At 43.6% G+C, this 20,316-nt stretch carries 20 protein-coding genes and 3 pseudogenes; 12 read left to right on the top strand and 11 right to left on the bottom strand.

Features of this window, described 5'->3' with window-relative positions:
• The 7 genes and pseudogenes from X965_RS19615 to X965_RS19680 form a co-directional block, all read left to right on the top strand.
• Positions 1-915: pseudogene (locus tag X965_RS19615) on the top strand (hypothetical protein); the annotation flags it as partial.
• A 332-nt stretch (positions 916-1,247) separates the two neighbouring features.
• Entirely contained in the window at positions 1,248-1,838 is a 591-nt protein-coding gene (locus X965_RS17740) for a recombinase family protein (RefSeq protein WP_036419424.1), read from the top strand.
• A gap of 643 nt (positions 1,839-2,481) precedes the next feature.
• Complete coding sequence (locus tag X965_RS17730) at positions 2,482-2,922, top strand: YidB family protein (protein ID WP_253280784.1); 441 nt, start codon at positions 2,482-2,484, stop codon at positions 2,920-2,922.
• Positions 2,923-3,130: 208 nt separating this feature from the next.
• On the top strand, positions 3,131-3,316 hold the full coding sequence (locus X965_RS17725; protein ID WP_036419419.1) for a YegP family protein: 186 nt from the start codon (positions 3,131-3,133) through the stop codon (positions 3,314-3,316).
• Between the two features lie 297 nt (positions 3,317-3,613).
• Positions 3,614-4,228, top strand: coding sequence for a DUF2913 family protein (locus tag X965_RS17720; protein ID WP_036419416.1), 615 nt, complete (start codon positions 3,614-3,616; stop codon positions 4,226-4,228).
• A 201-nt stretch (positions 4,229-4,429) separates the two neighbouring features.
• On the top strand, positions 4,430-4,627 hold the full coding sequence (locus X965_RS17715) for a hypothetical protein (RefSeq protein ID WP_036419413.1): 198 nt from the start codon (positions 4,430-4,432) through the stop codon (positions 4,625-4,627).
• A 200-nt stretch (positions 4,628-4,827) separates the two neighbouring features.
• Positions 4,828-7,308 carry an autotransporter outer membrane beta-barrel domain-containing protein gene (locus X965_RS19680; RefSeq protein ID WP_036419410.1) on the top strand — a complete coding sequence of 827 codons (2,481 nt, stop codon included), beginning with the start codon at positions 4,828-4,830 and terminating at the stop codon, positions 7,306-7,308.
• A gap of 277 nt (positions 7,309-7,585) precedes the next feature.
• Here X965_RS19680 and X965_RS17705 read toward each other — a convergent pair whose 3' ends face one another.
• The 3 genes from X965_RS17705 to X965_RS17695 all read right to left on the bottom strand — a co-directional run bounded on the left by X965_RS17705 (position 7,586) and on the right by X965_RS17695 (position 9,074).
• Positions 7,586-8,026 carry a GDSL-type esterase/lipase family protein gene (locus tag X965_RS17705; RefSeq protein ID WP_172794098.1) on the bottom strand — a complete coding sequence of 147 codons (441 nt, stop codon included), beginning with the start codon at positions 8,024-8,026 and terminating at the stop codon, positions 7,586-7,588.
• Between the two features lie 198 nt (positions 8,027-8,224).
• Complete coding sequence (locus X965_RS17700; protein WP_253280783.1) at positions 8,225-8,455, bottom strand: plasmid partition protein ParG; 231 nt, start codon at positions 8,453-8,455, stop codon at positions 8,225-8,227.
• Positions 8,445-9,074 (bottom strand): ParA family protein, encoded by a 630-nt coding sequence (locus X965_RS17695; RefSeq protein ID WP_036419404.1) that lies wholly within the window; start codon positions 9,072-9,074, stop codon positions 8,445-8,447. Before X965_RS17695 ends, X965_RS17700 begins: the two co-directional genes overlap by 11 nt.
• A 452-nt stretch (positions 9,075-9,526) precedes the next feature.
• On the opposite strand from X965_RS17695, the pseudogene X965_RS17690 reads away from it, so the two are divergent.
• A pseudogene (locus X965_RS17690) lies at positions 9,527-9,643 on the top strand (transposase); the annotation flags it as partial.
• 218 nt (positions 9,644-9,861) lie between these two features.
• On the opposite strand, the pseudogene X965_RS17685 reads toward X965_RS17690, so the two are convergent.
• The 7 genes and pseudogenes from X965_RS17685 to nadS form a co-directional block, all read right to left on the bottom strand.
• Positions 9,862-10,644: pseudogene (locus X965_RS17685) on the bottom strand (IS110 family transposase); the annotation flags it as partial.
• Positions 10,645-11,150: 506 nt separating this feature from the next.
• Positions 11,151-11,318: an ANR family transcriptional regulator gene (locus X965_RS19950; protein ID WP_156341082.1), complete on the bottom strand. Its 168-nt coding sequence runs from the start codon at positions 11,316-11,318 to the stop codon at positions 11,151-11,153.
• Positions 11,319-11,427: 109 nt separating this feature from the next.
• Positions 11,428-11,784: a DNA-binding protein gene (locus X965_RS17680; RefSeq protein ID WP_036419401.1), complete on the bottom strand. Its 357-nt coding sequence runs from the start codon at positions 11,782-11,784 to the stop codon at positions 11,428-11,430.
• Positions 11,781-12,116: a type II toxin-antitoxin system RelE/ParE family toxin gene (locus X965_RS17675; protein WP_036419398.1), complete on the bottom strand. Its 336-nt coding sequence runs from the start codon at positions 12,114-12,116 to the stop codon at positions 11,781-11,783. Before X965_RS17675 ends, X965_RS17680 begins: the two co-directional genes overlap by 4 nt.
• 197 nt (positions 12,117-12,313) lie before the next feature.
• Positions 12,314-15,211, bottom strand: coding sequence for a UvrD-helicase domain-containing protein (locus tag X965_RS17670; RefSeq protein ID WP_216598468.1), 2,898 nt, complete (start codon positions 15,209-15,211; stop codon positions 12,314-12,316).
• A 601-nt stretch (positions 15,212-15,812) separates the two neighbouring features.
• Entirely contained in the window at positions 15,813-16,115 is a 303-nt protein-coding gene (locus tag X965_RS17665) for a colicin Z C-terminal domain-related protein (protein WP_036419392.1), read from the bottom strand.
• A gap of 640 nt (positions 16,116-16,755) precedes the next feature.
• A complete protein-coding gene (gene nadS, locus X965_RS17660; RefSeq protein ID WP_036419388.1) occupies positions 16,756-17,046 on the bottom strand; it encodes a NadS family protein in 291 nt (96 codons plus the stop codon).
• Positions 17,047-17,579: 533 nt separating this feature from the next.
• Here nadS and X965_RS17650 point away from each other — a divergent pair.
• From X965_RS17650 to X965_RS17635, 4 genes are all read left to right on the top strand, one after another.
• Complete coding sequence (locus X965_RS17650; protein ID WP_036419385.1) at positions 17,580-18,203, top strand: recombinase family protein; 624 nt, start codon at positions 17,580-17,582, stop codon at positions 18,201-18,203.
• Between the two features lie 137 nt (positions 18,204-18,340).
• Positions 18,341-18,577 (top strand): type II toxin-antitoxin system CcdA family antitoxin, encoded by a 237-nt coding sequence (locus X965_RS17645; RefSeq protein ID WP_036419383.1) that lies wholly within the window; start codon positions 18,341-18,343, stop codon positions 18,575-18,577.
• A 2-nt stretch (positions 18,578-18,579) separates the two neighbouring features.
• Positions 18,580-18,894 (top strand): CcdB family protein, encoded by a 315-nt coding sequence (locus X965_RS17640; protein ID WP_036419380.1) that lies wholly within the window; start codon positions 18,580-18,582, stop codon positions 18,892-18,894.
• Between the two features lie 32 nt (positions 18,895-18,926).
• Positions 18,927-19,508 carry a ProQ/FINO family protein gene (locus tag X965_RS17635; RefSeq protein WP_036419377.1) on the top strand — a complete coding sequence of 194 codons (582 nt, stop codon included), beginning with the start codon at positions 18,927-18,929 and terminating at the stop codon, positions 19,506-19,508.
• Positions 19,509-19,596: 88 nt separating this feature from the next.
• Here the strand turns inward: X965_RS17635 and X965_RS17630 are convergent, their stop codons facing one another.
• Entirely contained in the window at positions 19,597-20,079 is a 483-nt protein-coding gene (locus X965_RS17630) for a hypothetical protein (RefSeq protein WP_036419374.1), read from the bottom strand.
• Between the last annotated feature and the right edge of the window lie 237 nt (positions 20,080-20,316).

The raw sequence follows: 20,316 nt of genomic DNA, 5'->3' as shown, positions 1-20,316 counted from the left end.
AAGCTCGTTGTGGATGAGACACTGAGCGCACAGTACACGTTTAATGCCAGCGGCGGTGACGCGACCGATGCGTCGCTGTACGCATGGGGTGACAAGGGCGGCACGGCTGCTGTGGTCAGCAGCGGTCAGGTTGTGACCACACCGGGTCAGGTACCGGATTACCCGCTGACGGCGGCGGACATCGGGAAGGTGAAAGAAGTGTCGGTGCAGGCGAAGAACGGCCTGGCGGTGACGGGGAACACGCTGACCGTGGCGAGTGACGCGGCAGCGGGGCAGGGCAATCAGAGCAGCGGCGGTAACAATGGCAAGGTCGTGGGGCCGGCCCTTTCCGGCATAGCAGTGAATGGGAGAACCTTTCAGCCTAACAGTGGTTTTCCTACGACCGGTTTTTTAAATGCGACGTACACGTTGACGCTGAGCAATGCGAACCCAAATAATTATAACTGGACGTCCAGTGCCAGTTGGGTGAGTGTTGATATCAATGGAAATGTGACCTTTATTGGGGAGCCGGGTGGACAGAATACCGTGACGATCACAGCAACACCCAAAACGGGTCAAGGGGATGTGTTTAGTCAAACATTTACCGTGAATGCGTGGTTTTTTCCTTTGACGCGGGCGATATGGAGTGTTGCGAACGACGAATGTAATAACCTCGGTAATGGATATGCATTACCTACACGTGCGCAGGTAAGTAATGCTGCTGGTAGTTCAGGTGGAACACGGAAACCTCAGGGGGGCGTTTGGGAGGAGTGGGGCGATATGACAACGTATGGCATTAATACGAGCATATCCTCCCATTGGTCGGCAGACGCTGCCGGTGCTGGCAGCCACTACGATGTTCGCCTCATCAATGGCGGCGTTCAGATCACTACTGATGACGCAAACAGGAATATTATATGTCGACGGGGTCTCTAGACTTGAACCTTGTTTTTTTAGTTACCCGCATCTGGAGATGCGGGTTTTCCGAGATTCTGGAAGGGAATCTATATAGAGTTATATTATAAATATTATTCAACCCAGTGGTTGTTAATTAATTTCCATTGGGTTTTTCTGCGTTTCAAATGTCATCCCATAAGTGGATGACTAAAATATTTGTTTCCTTTTTCTTCCTGATTACGTTGACTAAGTACAGAGATATGAGATTGATTTTTCGTCAGTGGAAATTCAGGTGTCAGATTCAGATATCGTTTTTTTGATGTTATGACTCTACAGTATATCAAAAATAATTAATAATTAGTGAGAGTGAAATGGCCTTATTCGGTTATGCCAGAGTATCAACCAGTCACCGGAAGCTGACTATTCAGATTGATGAGCTGAAAAAAGCCGGGATTTGGGAAGACCGGATTTTTACCGATATGATGAGCGGTTCCGCTGACGAACGTGATGGGCTTCAGCGTCTGCTGGGACAGGCTGAAAAGGATGATGTCATCCTCTGTACGAAAATGGACAGGCTTGGCCGCAATACAGCAGACATGATAAAAATCGTCTGTACCTGTCATAAAAAAGGGGTCGCTATCCGTTTTCTGGAAAACGGGCTCAGTACCGAAGGGGAAACGGGTCAAATGGTTATTCAGATTCTGGCGGCGGTAGCTGAAGCTGAACGTGCACGACTACTCGAACGAACACATGATGGTCGTGACGCGGCAATGGCAGCCGGTATTCGTTTCGGCAGGAAACCACATAAAGAAACGTTAATAGCGGAGGTATTAATCCGGCAGGGAGAACCCTTCAGTGCTGTGGTTGCAAAGACTGAAATATCAAGAGCAACCTATCACCGCCTGAAAAATCGGATTAAAGCGGAAAATGATGAAGGGAATGATAAGACAATTGAAAATTAATTTGTCTTTTTTGATCTTTATTTATCATACAAATGACCAACCACCGGTTTCATTACGGAGATGCGTCCTATTTTTTAATCGCTCATTGTCTTATAGATTCTTTTTTGTCTCAATTGAACTACCTCTGTGCTGATATCCACGGGCATATTATGCGGATATTCAGTAATGCAGCTATACTGATTTATAACAGTAACGTTAAGCAGCCGTGCACACGGGAAACATTTTCCGGATACGAATAAAGTATATATTATTTGTACCTGTACAGGCTGATTCAGGTGATTGTTCACGGAGGCTCGGATGAAATATCAAAAATTGACTGAGTCAGAAGCCCGTTGTCTGGCAGATACCATTGCAACTGAAATACGGACGATGGGATTAACCGGCAGAATTTGCCGGCCGCAGGAAATCCGGCGCCATATCAGAGCTCGGGTTATACAGGATATCCTTGCAGTTCGTGATACTGACAATAAAGTTGCCAGGGGAGATACTAACAGATGACTGTAGGAATACAGTTATATGACGGGAAAGCGCCGGAATGTACCGGATATATTTCAGATGTTCCGTCATTATTTTTACATAACAGCAAAATCCGCACTGAGGTTAGGAAAGTTGGAGATATCAGTGCAGTCGGTATAGTTTCTGTATGCCGCTGCAATTACGGCAGTTTTTTTATTACGGATATGACATGGGGGTTATCATGGAGTTATTTAATAAAATTACGGGAATGCTGAGTGATAAAGTTACAGGAGCAACTCAGATAACGGCTATTTTAGACTGGATTAAAGATCAGGGGGGAATACAGGGAATCCAGACCCGTTTCAGGAGCGAAGGTCTGGGGGGAATGCTCGAATCATGGATTGGCTGTGGGGCTAATTTGTCGGTATCAGCTGAACAGATAACGGCTGTTTTCGGTTCTCCGGCGATTGAAAAACTTGCTGCAGAGCTCGGTATCACTGCTGATAAAGCATCATCGGTAATTGCAGAGTACCTGCCTGAAATTATTGATGCCATGTCGCCCGATGGTGAAGTACGCCGGTCTGACTTTATGACAGCCGGAATTAATCTCATGAAGAAATTTTTCTAGGCTGGTGTTAATGGTCAGGAAACGGAAAAATTTCACTGTCTGTTTTTTGTTATTAACCGTATTGATTTGTGTTTTGAAAGCAAAAAAAACATGAGGTCAACACAGGCCTTTACTTGTTTCTGAATCTGAAATTTATCTTTTTCATGTACAGATATCCTCTTCTGGTGAGGATTGAATATTAATACAGCTTAAGTAGGAGACAGTTAATATGGGGTATTACGAATTAAAAAAATCGGCCAAAGATACATCTCAGCCATACTATTTTGTGTTGAAAGCCGGAAATCATGAAATTATTGCAACAAGCGAAATGTACGCATCAAAACAGGGAGCAATGAACGGTATTGCATCTGTACAAAAAAACGGGTCTTCCGAAGAAATTAAAGATCTGACCTGATTAAACAAGGGGCTTCCTGAATAGTGCAATTAATACCCCCTCTTCAGGAAGCCTCATTTTTCCGTCCGGATAACTGTTTTGTCTGGTTGTGTTTAACAATTTGATGAGACAATATGACTTCTCGTCAGGAGAACAGTGCATTCAGTCGGTGAGCTGATATTGAGATAAAATGTTTAAATCCACCACGTTATTTACAACATTATCTGATACCAGCTTCGGAACTTTTGGCTCTTATTATTCTGACGGATAGTATATCCACGCGCATTAATCATTAACCGGCTGATATAAAGGAATTGTATGACTGAAAAACCGGTTGTTACTCCGGAAGAAATAAATAAACAACTTGGTCGAATGGCCTTCGCCGCGCTGACCGCCCTTAAACTTGCCCAGCATGATGGACTGACCGGCAGCAGTGAACAGGCTGAAAATCTGTTTTTGGTCCGCTGGCTCAAAACGGCACTGAAGCAAAAACGATTCCACCGCTGTGTGTCTGCCGATCTGCTCTGGCTGAGTGATCTGGGGCAGCAACGAATGATGACGGCAAAATTGCGGCACCGGCTGGATTATTTGTGGAAATCCTGTTGCTGTGATGTACAGGATCAAAGTGCCCTGTTCCGGCTGACCTATGCTACCGAAATGCTGAAAAACCTGGGTTGGATAAGTGAGGTGCAAAACACTGGTCTCAGGCATAAAGTCAGGAAAAATATATCAGTAGGGCAGGGGAAACAAGTATTTTATGTTACCCGTGACGCGCTGAATGAGGGATTTGACGATGCAGGAAATCAGGTTCGTCCGGTGGAGTTTTTTGTGGACGGAAATGCGGAGCAGTTCGAATCAGTTATGATACAACATCAATTTTACGGACAATTCGCTGACAGTGACAGGATATTGTATCGCCTGATACCAGCATAACCGGATTCATGGTCAGAATCTATGATTGTTCCTGACGATATTGTGGTTTGCATGAATCTGTCCTGCGGCCTGAACAGGCCGTATGCCTGCTTCCAAGTTTGCTTCCAAGTTTATTATTTAATTGAGAGTCCAGAAATTATTTTCCTGTCATTTGACGGGGTAATATACACAATCGGCAGAGCCGGATAAGGCAGTTCTTTATTGGCAGGATTTAAAGAAGAAATCACAAAAATGACTACGTTCAAAAAACCAGAACAATACATGAATGAATCAGATTATCCGGCAGCGGGTGATCACAACGCGGTCATGATTGAAGAACTTTATGCAAATTCGGAATATACAGAATTGTTGCAGTGTCCGACATTTGAATTCAGCACTGATATTTCGTTTTTTCATTAAGTTACCAGTATTTGTTCTGAGGTGAGCATATCATCTTTGTTCAGGCGCCAAATTTATTAAACCACTACAAACTCAGCCACTGAGATCACGTAAAAGGTCATAGGATGAAAGTTATCAACACGAAAAAATCGCCTCCGTTATTACGTCGGAGCGCCTTCTCTCTGCTTATCTGCGGACTATTTAGTGCAGTCTCTCCGGCTATGGCAGATTGCACTATCAGCACTGCGCCGAATGTGAATGGCGGTGTAGACATTACCTGTGAAGGAACCGATATCAGCCAGGATACCAGTTTACCGGAAAAGAGTAATAATACCGTAACTGTTCAGGGGACAGGGACGACAGTGAGCAGTATTGTTTACGGAGGCTCAGGTTCTGGCGATATAACAGGCAATACTGTAACCCTCAGTGACAACAGCAGGGTCGGGGATGTCGTTTATGGTGGTCGTGGCACTGGCACTGGTGATACCACGGTCACAGGCAATACGGTGATCCTCCGTGATACCAGTGGTGTAAATACCAGTGTTTATGCAGGTATCGGCGATGGCACCGGCGATGTGACAGTCAGCGGCAATACGGTGGCCCTAAGTGATAACAGCAGGGTGGAAGGTGACGTTTATGGTGGGTTTGGTATTAGCAGTGGCACCGGCACTGGTGATATGACGGTGAGCGGCAATACGGTGGCTCTTGGTGGCAGCAGTAGGGTGAGTTACAGTGTAAATGCCGGTGCCGGCTCTGGCTCTGGCTATGTAGTGGTGAGCGGTAATACGGTGACCCTCAGTGACAACAGTGGTGTGGGGGGGGGCATTTATGGCAGTCTGGGCACTACCTCTGGCTCTGGCGATGTAATGGTGAGCGGCAATATGGTGGCCCTCAGTGACAGCAGCCGTGCGGGTGGGGATATTTATGGCAGCGTGGGCTCCAGCTCTGGCACTGGCGATGTAACGGTAAGCGGCAATACGGTAACCCTCCGTGACAACAGCTGGGTGGAAGGTGACGTTTATGGCAGCCTGGGCCTTGGCTATGGCACTGGCGATGTAATGGTAAGTAGTAATACGGTAACTTTCCGTGACAACAGCCGGGTGAAAGGTGATGTTTATGGCGGCCTGGGCTATGGCACTGACGATGTTACGGTTACAGGCAATACCGTTAATCTTAATGGTACTGTTGAGGTGTCCGGCAGCCTGTTTGGGGGGGGGCTGTACTCTGTCGGCACCTCCGTCTATCATGATACATTCACCGGCAACACACTGAATTTTGCGGCATCTCCTGTTACCCTGATTGGAGAAACAGCCAACTTCGAGTACTACAACTTCACTGTTAACCCGGCACTGGCCAATACAGGTACCGCATTAATCACTGCAGATACGGTCACCTTCGGTACCAATGGAACCAACATGAAAGGCGGCGAGGATAATACCTCCAAAATTCAGGTGACGGGCATCATGGCTGGTCAGGAGTTGTTTGCAGATGACCGGTTTGTACTGATACAGGCTACCGGTACCATGAGTGGCGATGCCGAAGGGATGACCACCAATGGCGTAGCTCAGCAGGGTATTTCCCTGTTGTATGATATTAAAACCACAGTAGATACCGGCGGTAAGCTGGTGACTGCCACCATTATCGGTAAGGAAAAACCGGTAGACCCGGTAGACCCGGTAGACCCAGGAAAGCCGGTAGACCCAGGAAAGCCGGTAGACCCAGGAAAGCCGGTAGACCCAGGAAAGCCGGTAGACCCAGGAAAGCCGGCAGCGCGGGTGAACCCGCAGCTGAAGTCGCTGTCAGAGGGGCATCTGGCGTCGGCCATGATGTTGACCCGGGGGGCAGATACGCTGGCATATAATACGGTACATGCCATTCAGTACCAGAACCCGGATAAAGGACTGGCTCCGTTTATTACGTTGTCCGGTAGTAAAACCCGTTATAACAGCGGTTCACATATTGATGCCAGAGACGGCAGGTTAACCGGAGGGTTGGGTTATCAGACAAATACCCTGGTTGGTGCAGTGCTGATTGAAAGCGGCTGGGGCAGTTACAATACTCATAACGGTTTTGCTGTGGTGAACGACGTGAACGGTAACGGCCATAACCGTTATACAGGTATCGCGGTGCTGGGGCAGTATGGCTTTGATTCCGGATTATTTGCGGAAGTATCATTACGTGCGGGTAAAAACCGCAACACATTTGATGCCAGAGATATTATTAACCTGAGTACGGGAGAACGGGCACATTACAATCTGGACAGCAACTATCTGGGAGCACATATTGGCACTGGATACAGTAAAGCCCTGGATGAAAAGAACACGGCGGATATGTCTGCGAAATACCTGTGGATGCAGCTGAAAGGCAAAGATGTGAACGTGACGGGCGATAACATTCATTTTGATGATATCAACTCTCATCGTATCCGTCTGGATGCGGGACTGTCACACCAGTACACAAAAGCGTTGGCAGTGCGTGCAGGGTTAGGTTATGAGTATGAGTTTGACGGTAAAGCGAAGGCATCAGCGTACGGTTATGACATTGCAGCACCGGGTGTGCAGGGCAGCACGGCAATACTGACATTGGGCAGCACAGTGAAGTTGCTGGATACACAGCCGCTGAGTATGGATGTTAACCTGAACGGGTATAGTGGCAAACGTGACGGTGCGGGCGGGAGTATTAAGCTCAGCTACGCGTTCTGAAATCCGGTTATGGCTGTTGCAGCTCGTTATGATAAGAACGGGCGGCCCTGTGGGACTGTGATGCCGGAGAAAAAGGTGGATTCCTCCGGCGTCCGGAAAAGTTAAGAAAACGGCAGGGGAAAGGGAAGGCTGAATAACTTAAGTTGAGAGTTAATTGACTGAAAATCACACCGGTTAATGGGATGTCAGTGCTGTGGCAGATACAGTCAGTTTTATCCCTGTATCACGATTTATCCATAGAATTATCCGGGTAAAACGCCCTTTACTGCCTTTTCTGTTAATGTTGTTGGTTTTGTCTGACAGCCCGGTAAATCTGTTCTGAAATCAGTTTACCGGCTTCCGGTGTGTAGTGGATACCATCAGCGGTACGCAGAACAATACCATTGACTGAATATGTCCACGTTCTGCCTGTAAGCGGACGCGGATCAAACAGCGAGTAACCGGCTGTTTCTGCGGTTTCTGAAATAATCCGGCGGGTGTTCACCAGTGCGTTTTCTGTCTGTGTGTTTTTCATGGAGGGGGGTAAGACCCATATAAGAGCTGCTGCCGGGTAGCGTTTTTTCAAAATAAAAATGAATCGTCTGATTTTCAGGCTGTAACGGTGGCCGGAAGAAGGCGGCATACCGTCATTAGCGCCGAGTGAGATGACAATCAAATCAGGGGAGCTTTCCGGCATGTGTTGCACGAATGCTGGCCAGTTATAAAATGCTTCATTCATCAGCCCGGATCTGTCCAGATAATAATATTCCAGAACGTCCAGCTCTTTCGCGCCTTTTGCAAGACTCAGAGTCAGACTGTCTCCGATGAATAGTGATTTAGAATATGCGATATTAAAAATGCCAAATAGTTGAATAATAATTAATGTATATAGTAATATTTTCATGTGGTTAAATCGTCTGATTTGATTTTTTGTGCATCACGGTTTATCTTCATTTTCGGTCAGCCATTGAATTACCAGTGAAATGACAATGTCTGTCATATCAACATTTTGTTTAAGACAAGAAAACTTAAAGCGTTGATGTAGCTCTTCAGGAATGTTCATTTGTAATTTTTTAGTTGGCAAAGATGGTTTTTTTATGGCATCAATTGCAGAGGAAAGTTGTCTGTTCTGACCACTTTTCATTAATAATTTACTGTTATTTTTCATTTAAAATCTCCAAAATTTCCCGCACGATATTATCAATCTCTCCTTTTGCCTGATTATCTGATGTTTCAAATACTGTTCCGCCATCAAGCATGGTTTTTATGTATGACTGTCTTTGGGTTGTCGCTGTTCTCAGAGCTTTGAAACCAGTTTCCTGAATTGAATCCTTCAAAACCCGAACCATTGTTGCAGCATGAACTTTCTTAGTTACTAAAAACCTGGCTTTGACGGGTTGTAAATCGTTACGAGCCTCTATTACGGCTAATATTGCTGTACTGGCGGCAAAATCTAAAGGAGAGGCTGTAACAGGAATTATTACTAAGTCGCTGACCATTACAGCGGCTGAGGATATTTCGGAAATGGCCGCTGCACCGTCTATAATAGTGTAATCATAAGATTTCAGACTTTTTTTAATTGAATAGACTTCTTTTTGTGAACTGACGGATACCACGTCAAAGTTGCATTTTTCAGGAACAAACCAGTTTCCTATGCTTTGTTGTGGGTCTGTATCAACGACAACTATGTTATGTCCCATTTTACCCAACGCGGTAGCTACATTAATGGTGGTTGTAGTTTTACCGACGCCACCCTTTCCGTTAAGAAATGAAATTATTGTACTCATAATATCCTCATATAAGGCGAACCTGTAATCCTGTAATCCTGTAATCCTGTAATCCTGTAATTATAGGATTATGTCATTCAGGCGACAAGCCTTAATTATTTAAAATAATCTGTATCAGAGCAAATTGGCATCCTTATGACGCACTCTATAATCCCATAATCCCATAATCCCATAATCCCATAATCCCATAATCCCATAATCCCATAATCCTATAATCCTATAATCCTATAATCCTATGATCCTATGGCTATGTCATCTATTAAGATATTTTATTCATATAGTTAGAAGAATCGTATTTTGGTATAAAAACAGGCAGATCTATCCTGAGCAGATTATTCCGTCATTGATGAAAATGTATTGTATATCAACATATTGTGTGAGCACCCCGGAAAAAGTCCCATTCACTTTCAGAGATTTTCATCCATACTGATATGTATTCGGAGGATATCGCCATGCGCAAAGCCCGATTTACTGAACATCAGATTATCGCCGTTCTGAAGTCCGTTGAAGCCGGACGTACAGTCAAAGATGTCTGCCGTGAAGCCGGTATATCCGAAGCCAGCTATTACATCTATGGACTACCCCTGTTTTGCAAGTACAGAATCTGGTTTTGGGTTGTTGCTTACATCTATCCGGCATCAGGAAAACCTGTGCCCAAATGGGTAATCCGCACACAATCGCCTCAACAACTGGACGGCCTCTGAGGCCAATATAATAGTCAGGTTCCGATTGTGCAGGTGCAACCTGTCACCATTTTTCAGTACACTGCAACTCGTCTGGCTGGGTACTAACTTCCAACTGCCTGATACTCGGTATCATTTCTCAGCATCGACCAGATTATTCTCGCGTTCTTGTTAGCCACCGCTACGGTCGTTTTATTAAACCCGCACCGTTCCTTTAGCTGGTTTACCCACTGATGCAGGCCGCCATCATTGTTATTCGTGGCAACTCTGACGACAGCACGGGCACCATGAATAAAAAGTGTCCGCAAATGCCTGTCGCCTTTTTTCGTCATATTCATCAGTACCTGCCTGTCACCACTCGAGTGCTGTCGTGGAACCAGACCAAGCCATGCGGCAAAGTGACGACCATTTTTAAATTCAGTTCCTTTGCCAATCGCAGCAACAACAGCTGTTGCTGTTTTAGGGCCAATGCCTTTAACTTTGGCAATGCGCTGGCAGGCTTCTGATTGCCTGAACACAACATCAATTTCTTTATCAAAAAAGCTTATACGACGACCAAGATCATTAAAGAGATCATAAAGTTCTGCAATCGTCCTGCGCATTCTAACGCTAAGACCATTTTCAGCATCTTCAAGAATAAGCGGAACAGCACGACGAACTCTTGAGACTGCCGCGCCGATTGTTATTCCCCGATCAAGCAGCAGTCCCCGGATTTGACAGACTGTCGCAGTGCGGTGATTAACAATACGCTGTCTTGCACGGTGCAGAGCCTGAATATCCTGCTGTTCAGGGCTTTTGGGTGGTACGAACTGCATTGTTGGCTGCATCAGAGCAATTGCGATAGCCTGTGCATCATTACCGTCATTTTTTTGCCCGCGGACTACTGGGGACTGATCACTTTTACCTTAGCCTGGGCAATAACGACACAAAACAGCGTGTTCGAAAAGTAACGATAGAATTCTCTCCACAGGAGGGGTAATCATTAATTTAAGATGTTACCCATCTGGTTTTGCGAAGACTGATTATTGATGACATGAACGGCCTGACGGCCTGATGAAAAACCTGACAAAAAAAGTGGCTCATTGAAGCCGTGGGACTTTTTAGGTGCGTCGGGCGCGGAACTCATCGAGGCGCGGACATCCTTGTCCATATTGACGCTGGATAGATTTAAGCAAGCCCATCATAAATCAAAATCAGTGTTGCAAAAACGGGGGTGACAATAGGTTTTTTCTGGGATACTTACAACTGTCCCTCGGTAATTTCCTACATCAATAATGGGGTTATACGCCGGAACCGCCGAAATTTTTGCAATGAATAAATTTCAATAAAAACAATCGATTAACTTATTGACGTGCGTTTTAGCACGATTGACCATCAAACTCTGTTATAGGCTCTAACGGCAGTCAGTTCGGCGATTAAAAAAATTACTGCACAACTGAGATCGTATTTCGCACCATTCCCGGTTGGGGGAAGATCTTGCCAGCAACCAGGCTTCATGCCACAAAACTGACGCCTGATTAAAGTTTCCAGACCGTTCTGCTTTGGCAGCCCGTTCAGCCATAGTTTGATAATCAGCAATTATTTTCAATCGTTTCATTCTCTTTTCAGTTGAATCCGAGGGTAACCATAGGCTTACAGATTCGTGGGTTCCGCCGCGGACGGGCTACTGTTCAATGATTAGATTTACTGAGTGTTAATTGTAATCCGGCCACTGCTGTCAATTGGGCTAGTGTTGTGATAGTCGGATTTCCCTTTTCCGATAATGCGCGGTAGATACTCTGCCGGGCAAGTCCTGATTTTTTTGCAGCTTCGGCAATACCCCCTCTGGCATCAATCACCTGACGTAAAGCGACAAGAAATCCTCCAAGCCCTCCGGGTTCATTAATTTCTTCAAGCGCATTAGCAAGATAGGCATCCGCGTATTCCGGATCTGCACGAAGCTCTTCAATCATGGCTGTGTTGTGATCAACGGCTGCCGGATAATCTGAATCACCCAAATATTTTTCTGGTTTTTTGAACGTAGTCATTTTTGTGACCTCTTTTTGAAATCCTGCAAATAAATAATTGCTTTATCTAAATCTGCCGATTGTGTTTTTTTATTTCCACCGACTAACAGGAGGATAATTTCTGTATTTTCAATGGAATAGTAAACTCTATATCCTGGCCCATAATCAATACGCAACTCCCAGACACCGTCTCTTTCAAATTTGTGATCTCCGAAATTTCCGCCTATAGCCCTGGCTATTCTTGTATCCACTTTTGATGCAGCAGTCTGATCTTTACGTCTGAGTTTTTTCATCCAGTCGGTGAACGGAACTTCACCCTTTTCTGTCTGGTATCGCTTTGCCGTATAAGGCATGGTCGGGTTAATCCTTTGCTCATTTGATAACTTGATTGTCACTTATAAGAGACTTTGTGTCAAGGTATTCACTTATCCATTAGCTCTAAAGGGGGGGGGGAGTATACCCAAATGTCATAATATCGCCATGGTAAAAAATAAAAATATATTAATTTCGAACCGATATAAAAGTAGTCAAATTAGTATTCCGTAAAATATTAATTTGAGATATGAGTACACCGGTCATCTTTGAGACCATAACCACTACACCCCCAAAATTTTCCATATTTACTCTGTCTTAATTTCATTGGTCTACCGCATTTTTCACAGATTTTCATTTTATTATCACATCCGGAATTGTTGCATTGACTATAGCTTCTCATATCGACGGAAGGAGATGAGCATTTTTCACACACTCTTGCCTTTCTGACAGAACATCCCAGACCTGTACTGCAACTGTAAAAATCACCAAATTTACCTTTCACTAACCGGAGGTAGCCTGACTCACAATAAGGGCATTTAAATATTTTCCGGTACTGTTCCTTAAATGTTTCAGATACTATTTGTAAATCATACTTTGGTGTAAGAAGCTCAGAAATAAAATCAGATGGTGCTGTCGGATCTGCAATAATGTAACATTTTTTCTTTGCCCGAGTGATCCCCACATACAGGAGACGCCGTTCTTCAGAATACGGGTAATTATCCAGCGATGGCAGTAAGGCATCAATAACAGCATCACCTCTGTTTTCATTGGGAAACCCATTTTTCCCTTGTGAAAATCCAATCAATATACAATAATCAGCTTCAAGTCCTTTTGACTTATGGAAACTTAAGAAAGATATATTTTCCTTAAATTCAGCATTCCAGATAATATTAGATGCTTCTTTTAAAAGATAATTATAACGGGCTATAATCATAATCGATGAAGATGGTTCATGTTGCCGTATTTTCATAATTACCTCAAGAGTCCTTTCATACAATCCTTTCTGGCAACCGATTTTATCATCAAGAAGATAAACCTGAGAATTCTCTACCTTATGATGAGTATCAATTTCCTTTTTATATTGCTCTGGATTTTGCATAATAAATGTCCCTGCAAAATTAGCGATGCTATTATTATAACGAAAAGTTTTTTGAAGTTTTGTTAACGTACAAGTTCCTACCAATTCATCAAAACGTGTTGTTAGCTCCAGTTTTCCGCCGGAAAAACGATAGATAGACTGCCAGTCATCTCCGACAACAGTTAACGATGGCGAAGGCCCTTTTGCCAAAATATTTATAATTAATTCCATTCTGGCGGTCGAAATATCCTGAAACTCATCAAGTAAAATATATTTCCATTGAGGGGTGAATTTCCCTGTCTGAACAATCTCAGCAGACCGAATAATCATATCATCAAAATCTATTGCATTTTGTAACTTAAGTTCTGTAACGTAACCATCATGTAACTGATTTAAAATATCTGAGTATTTGTCTGCATTATAAATTTCAGCTGCTGTTAGCCTTTCTAAAATGCCCTGCTTATCTAATCTTTCCACGCGAATTGCCTGAAGTGCTTTTTTCATCATATCAGACCAACTTCCCAGTTCCTGTTGATGATTGATTTCTTCAAATATTTCATTAGGGCTCATCGGATTAAATTCAATTCCGACTGCAGTTAATTTATCTTTTAACTTTTGAAGTAAATTTTTTTCTTGCCACTCATAATGAAATGTCTCAATCAGAGTTGTTTTATACTCATCATGAAGAGCTTGCTTTTTTTTTCTTATTTCATTGTATTTCTCTTTATTAATATCCGGCCTGGTGTTTCCGTTACGATCAATACCATAATGCTCAATATAAATATCAGTATCTTTAATATGAAAATCCGGACGGTAATCAAACCCAGAATCCAAACGCCTTTTTACTAAGTACTGTGGTTCATACTCATAGTCTATCTTATTTACATAAAGATAATTGGCTAAAATAAGCTCTTGATAACCTTTTACTTTTTCCCCTTTTAATGTTCGGAATTCGTTATCCCGGATATATTTTTCATATTCAGACTTGGTTTTAAATTGTATCGTATCAATTGGCAGAGTTGATAATTCTATGAAATCAAAAATACGTGCAGGGTCGGTACTAATGTACTCGTAAACCCATTTAGTCACCCATTGTTTAAGTTTATAATCATCTTCGGCAAACACACTGATTTGATTTGACATTTGGGCTTCTCTGAGTATTTGTCTGCCCAGTGCGTGGAAAGTCAAAATATTGGGTTTAGTAACAAAAGAAATGTTTCCATTAACAGCCTTGCTTTCTAAACGTTCCTTTAACTCATTAACTGCAGCTCTGTTATATGCGAGAACAAGAATCTCGTCAGGTGTGGCAAGTCTTCTGTCTATCAGGTCAAGTAACTTAGCAACGATCACTGAGGTTTTCCCCGTTCCTGCCGCGGCCAAAACCATATTGCGATCATTTGACCTCAAAACCCCCAGTCGCTGCTCAATAGTGAGAGGATTTGTCTCCACAACATTAAAAAACGCTTCACGGGTTTTAAGTTGATAGTTTTCATGGTAAGCCTGCAGTGCTTTCATGTCGAATGGAAATAACATCAACATTAACTCGATCTTCTCTATAACCGATACCGGTAAGTATTTTTTCCAAATTTTCTGCTGAGTCATGAAGCATGTGTACAATTCTGATAACATATTGACAATCTGCTCAGCCCAGGAGTCTCGTGGATAATTGCTGATAACTAGCCGATTAAATTCAGAAAAACACTGTTGTAAATATTCCTGTATATGAGCTGAAAGGAATTGATTCATCGTTGTCAGGAATGACATTGCTGCTTTTTTTTGCAGAAAACCTACTTTCAGGTCTTCATTATTAGATCTAAATCGCAATACATTCCCAAATATTGATTCATCTATAGTCGCGAATATCCGCATAGATTTCAGTGGATAATGAACGTTCTCAACGCCATTGAGTGAAAGATAAAAAACTTCAGAAGTAACATTGATGCTTGGCTTTCTAAGAATTTTACCGAGAAAATTGACCTCGGCGGTATTGGTTTCAATCATCACAGTTTCACTTTTCCGTACAACTAATTCATTTAATTCCATTGTTACTGACATTTTAATATCGTGCAATATTAAGTTGTTAGCAGGGTAAAAACGGAAAATATCCCACGCCAAGACTGTTTTTTGTACATGGTTAGGAAACTGAAAGTTGTTTTTACCCTGTTTCCCAGGCGTTCGCTTCTTATGCTGATGAACGATCAGTTGTTTTATCCGGACGGGGCTGTATGAATTTACGGTAATCCGGTGAATTATTATTCAATTTATGAATTTCAGGCAGATTTTCCCTATGCTGCCTGCCGCAACCATCGTTGTTTCTTAAATTCCTAATGGCGACAAATGTGATAGTGGTTTTTTAACCACTTACGCTTTATGGCATCGACAACCCTTTCCATATAGACGGTATTGGGGGTTGAAGCCCAACCGTACGAAAACGTACGGTAAGCTAAAAATGAACGTCTGAAAAATCGATTAGTAGACAACCTTGTCCGCTAAATGCCATTTTTCGATTAAAAAGACACCATTTTAAGGCGGGCTTTCTATGTAAATGATGTTTTATATATCAGTTGGTTACTTCGATAACGTACGTTTTCGTTCCATTGGACTTCAGACCCCGGGTAAAAATAGTTAAATTCATCGCCTTATTTGTAATAAAATTTCACCAGGCGGGAACGGTAACGACTACAGAGGCGAATCCCATTGCTAATCCTCTTAGTCTAATATAGTCGCTGCCAGTACCTTCTCCCTCTACAATATACTGACCAGGACCTAAAGTTTGAATCACCTGCATCCCTTCCGGGCTCATGATCCTAAATTGAACATCAAATGGCATTTCCATAAATGTATCTCTGAAATCATAAGTAACAGTATATTTATGTTTTCCTATATAAGATTGTATAGTATACCAGTTTGACCATTTTCCAAATTGGACCGGAATCAATATGTCTTTATTTCCTGACATGGCAATCCTTGTTTAATAGGTGTGATAAAAAAATTGACACTGTAATTATATAAATGAATAGCGGCGTTGAATTAATGACGGCTGCAAATAAATGATAATTTCTGAAATTAAAGCCAGAGATTAGCCAAATTAATGCATTTATTAACTCTATTATTGTTATTAGTGAAATGAAATAAATTAATATTCTTTTTGTGACTGACATCACTGTTAGTGAGTGTTTGAAAACCAGGCTAAGCAAGGTCGCTCTTAACAGGATAATTAACAATGAAAACAGAAAAGAATAAATAGATGTACCATCATGAAAACTTACAGTGCTACCTATAAAAAAAAGCGGATACAACTGTGGTGTTGTTATCAATAAAAAGTAAGAACATAAACCAACGTTTAGTTTTATTTTAGACGCTTGTTTTAATTTTTTCACACAATATGCCTTTGTTAACAAATTAATGTTTCAAAATATCACACCTATAACGCATCAGAGGATGAACAAAATCTGGTGTTCTGTACCGATGTACAGGTATAAGGCTCTTATGACGGAAATTCAACGTCATAATTAATATGGGCTCCCAAATATAACTAAAAATATCTGGACGGAAATTTTGGTGGTTTTTCGCTTACAACCCCCTATTGGAAGTGAGGGTCAGGCTTGCAGGAATATTTGCAGCATGTCCGGATGTTTTTCTATGACCCGCAGCATTTTCAGACTGGCGCCGTTAGGGATGCGTTTATGCTGTTCCCAGCTTTGCACAAGAGAGGGGGATACTCCTACTGTCAGAGCAAATTCATCCTGCTTCATACCTGCATTCGCACGTATTGTTTTCACATCAGGAATGGAATATGAAGTTATGCGTGCAGGTTTTATTTCACCGTGACGAATGACAACGGCCTGCTGCATACTTTTAATCAGTTCATTAAACATTTCATCTTTCATTTTTCAGCCTCTATCTGTTGCACTAATTGCTTCATTATGGTTTTCTGCTTATCGGTTAAATTTTCTTGGTTTGACTTGGGATAAGCATATAGCAAATAGATTTCACCATCTTTTGCCAATATAGTAATAAATAACCCGAATTCCTCCGCTTTTACCTTTAGCAGGTAATGCCCGGCGGATTTTCCGGCATCCTCCTATCTGTGAAATAGTCGCACCAGTAGTGGTGCTCTGAAAGCAAATATGCCTGAAATTTCTGATAATCATCAGGAGTCAGCAACTCATTAATCAGACGTTCAAAGATCGGCGTTTCTATAAAATGTAGCCGTTTTCTTTCCTTATTCGTACGTGGTGTGGGTAAATTATGCTCCTACCACGTGCGAATATCAATAAGACATACCCCAGTCTACTGAGGGTGATGATATTTGAGTCTACCCCAGCGTCATAACCTGAAATACTGCCATTTTTCTATTGGATCATAACCTATCTGTCACGTATATTAAGATCATCATTTAAGTGTCACAAACGGGTGAAAAATGTACATTCATGGTTACCTCCGCGCCTCAACAAAAGAGCAGGATGCTCTCCGGGCAAAAAACAGGATGAAAACCTTTGTGGAAGAAAAAGGATTCCGGATGGCAAGCTGGTACACCGAAAATGTCTCGGGGGCATCACTCCGGCGGCCGGAGCTTTTACGGTTACTTGATGACGCTGCGCCCGGTGACATTATTCTCATCGAGCAGGTTGATCGTCTTTCACGTATGGATGAGGATGGCTGGCTGAAATTAAAGTACCTTATCAGTGAAAAAAACCTGGTGGTTGTCAGTCTTGACCTCCCGACAAGCCATATGGCGCTGACATCACCTGTCAGTGATGATTTTACCCGGACAATGCTTAAGGCGGTTAACGGGATGATGCTTGATATGCTGGCCGCGATTGCCCGCAAAGACTATGAGGATCGCCGCCGTCGGCAGAAAGAGGGGATTGCGAAAGCGAAGGCAGCCGGAAAATACCGGGGCCGCCGGGCTGATGAGCAGTTGCATAAAAAAATCATCGAACTCCGGGTCAAAAACAGACAAAGCATCCGTGATACTGCGAGGTTGTGCGGTGTATCAGAACGGACAGTTATACGGGTTGTTAAACTCAGCGCTGGCTCCTGATGCGTATATTCCGGACGTCCGGTGTATTTGATAATAGGATAGTTTACGCCCATTTTTTAAGATGCATTACTTTTTTCGTGTTATAATGTGCATAATTAATCGTGTATCTTACACGATAATTGGTACGGAGGGGATCTATGGCTATAAAACAACGGGCAACCAAAAGCGTTACCATGACTGTAGAACGAGTCCTGCTCAGTCGTGCGCGGGAGGCCGGAATTAATCTCAGTGCCACCCTGACAGCTGCGCTTGATGCGGAACTACGCCGGTATGAAGCGAAAAAATGGCAGGAGGAAAACAGTGAAGCACTGGAAGCACTCAACCGGTTTCATGATGAACATGGTTGTTTCAGCGATGAATACAGGACATTTTAAGAATGCAGTTCACTGTATACAATAATACCGGGAAAAGTGCTGTCTATCCTATGTTGCTTGATGTAACAAGCGATATTATCGGTCAGTTGAACCGCAGGATTGTGATTCCCCTGCTGCCCGTTGAAAATTATCCGGCAGGTACTCGTCCCAAACGGTTGGTTCCGCTTATCAGACTGACCGATGATAAAGAATATGCAGTCATGATACATGAGATGGCCAGTATTCCAGCCCGTTCTCTGGGTATTGTGTTTTGTGATGCCTCCCTTTATCGTACAGAAATAAAAGCGGCGATTGATTTTCTTTTTGATGGTATTTAAGAATGATGAATTAATACCGGCAGGAACCCGTAATGAGTGATACATCCCGTCCCGTTCTCACGCTGAACCGTAAACCGAAAGCAGAATCGGAAAAAAGTAAAGAAACCCCGATACAGCCGGTGTTCCGCAGAAAACAGCGGATAGATGCAGTCCCGTGTCCGAAAAAAAATAAAGCGGCTCCGGCCGTAAAGTCCCCCGCTCCCGTCAAAAAAACAAAAAAACCTGAACCGCCAGCGGTGAAGCCTGAAAAAGTCCCTGTCCCGCCGACACCGCCGAAAAAACGGATGAATATCATTGAGGCACTGGGGGTTATTACCCGGTACTGGCCGGAACTGTTTCCGGACGGTCAGTTGCGGCCGATGAAAATCGGACTGAAAGAAGATTTGCTCCTGGACCGGAAAATCAGGGAACTGCCGGTTTCTGTACGGACACTGACCCGCTGCCTGTCTTCGGTATCGTATGCCGGAGGTTATCGTCTGACGGTGATTGCCGGTGCGGCTCGTTATGATAAAGACGGGTATTCCTGCGGAACAGTGACACCGGAGGAAGAAGCGGATTCCGTGAAGCGGCTGGAAAAGATAAAAAAACGACAGGAAAAAGGAAAAGCAGAATAAAATCAATACGATCATCAAAAACAGCGCGGCGATGCTTGGCAGGCAGCACTTTAATGCTAATGTACGCATACATTAGCATTATGGACAATTAGCCCTCTTCTTTTCTGGATTTCTTAACCCCCACCTGATAAAGCCGCTTTACTCGTTCAATTTCGGCCAGCGTTGCCGCCCAGTGCTGTCCGGCTGCACGGCGGTATCTGGCGGCCATTTTTTCCACGGCCTCCGGGGTGCTGTCGGCGCTGCGGTGCTGCCGCCCCTTTTCCCCGAATACTTCAACAATCAGCCACTGGCTCCCTGTTCTGCCAAACAGGGCATTACACAGCCGCTTCACGGCCAGCGGGGTTAAGTCCGGGTCGGGATCGTATGCGATGGTAGCAAAAATAAAGCGCAACATTTCTGATGTCTTGTAGCGTTTGACCGCGGCCGCCAGACGTGCGGCACGCTGCGGCGCTTCCCAGCGGTCGTCACTGTACCCAGTCACTTCGGCCAGATAATCCCTTTCGAGGTTCGCCACCGTGTAACATCTGCCACCGATAAACAACCGCATGGCCTCTTTGGTTTCATCTCTCATGCCTCATGCCCTTGTTAATGCTAATGTACGCATACATTAGCATTAACAGATTATCGCCGCAAGCGGCGGGGAATTAGACCCGGAGAGATTAAATAACGCACAAGTCAGTGAGGCGACGGCGGAACGGCAGATACAGCCTGTTTTCCCCCGGGATTCACTGATTTATCCACAGAATTTCTGGATAAAGCGCCCTTCCCTGCCCTTCTGACTCATGTTCTCAGTTTTTCCGGACAGCCC

The sequence above is a fragment of the Morganella sp. EGD-HP17 genome (assembly GCF_000512315.2).
Classification (GTDB): Bacteria; Pseudomonadota; Gammaproteobacteria; order Enterobacterales; family Enterobacteriaceae; genus Morganella; species Morganella morganii.
This window is presented reverse-complemented; position numbering and strand designations above follow the sequence as displayed.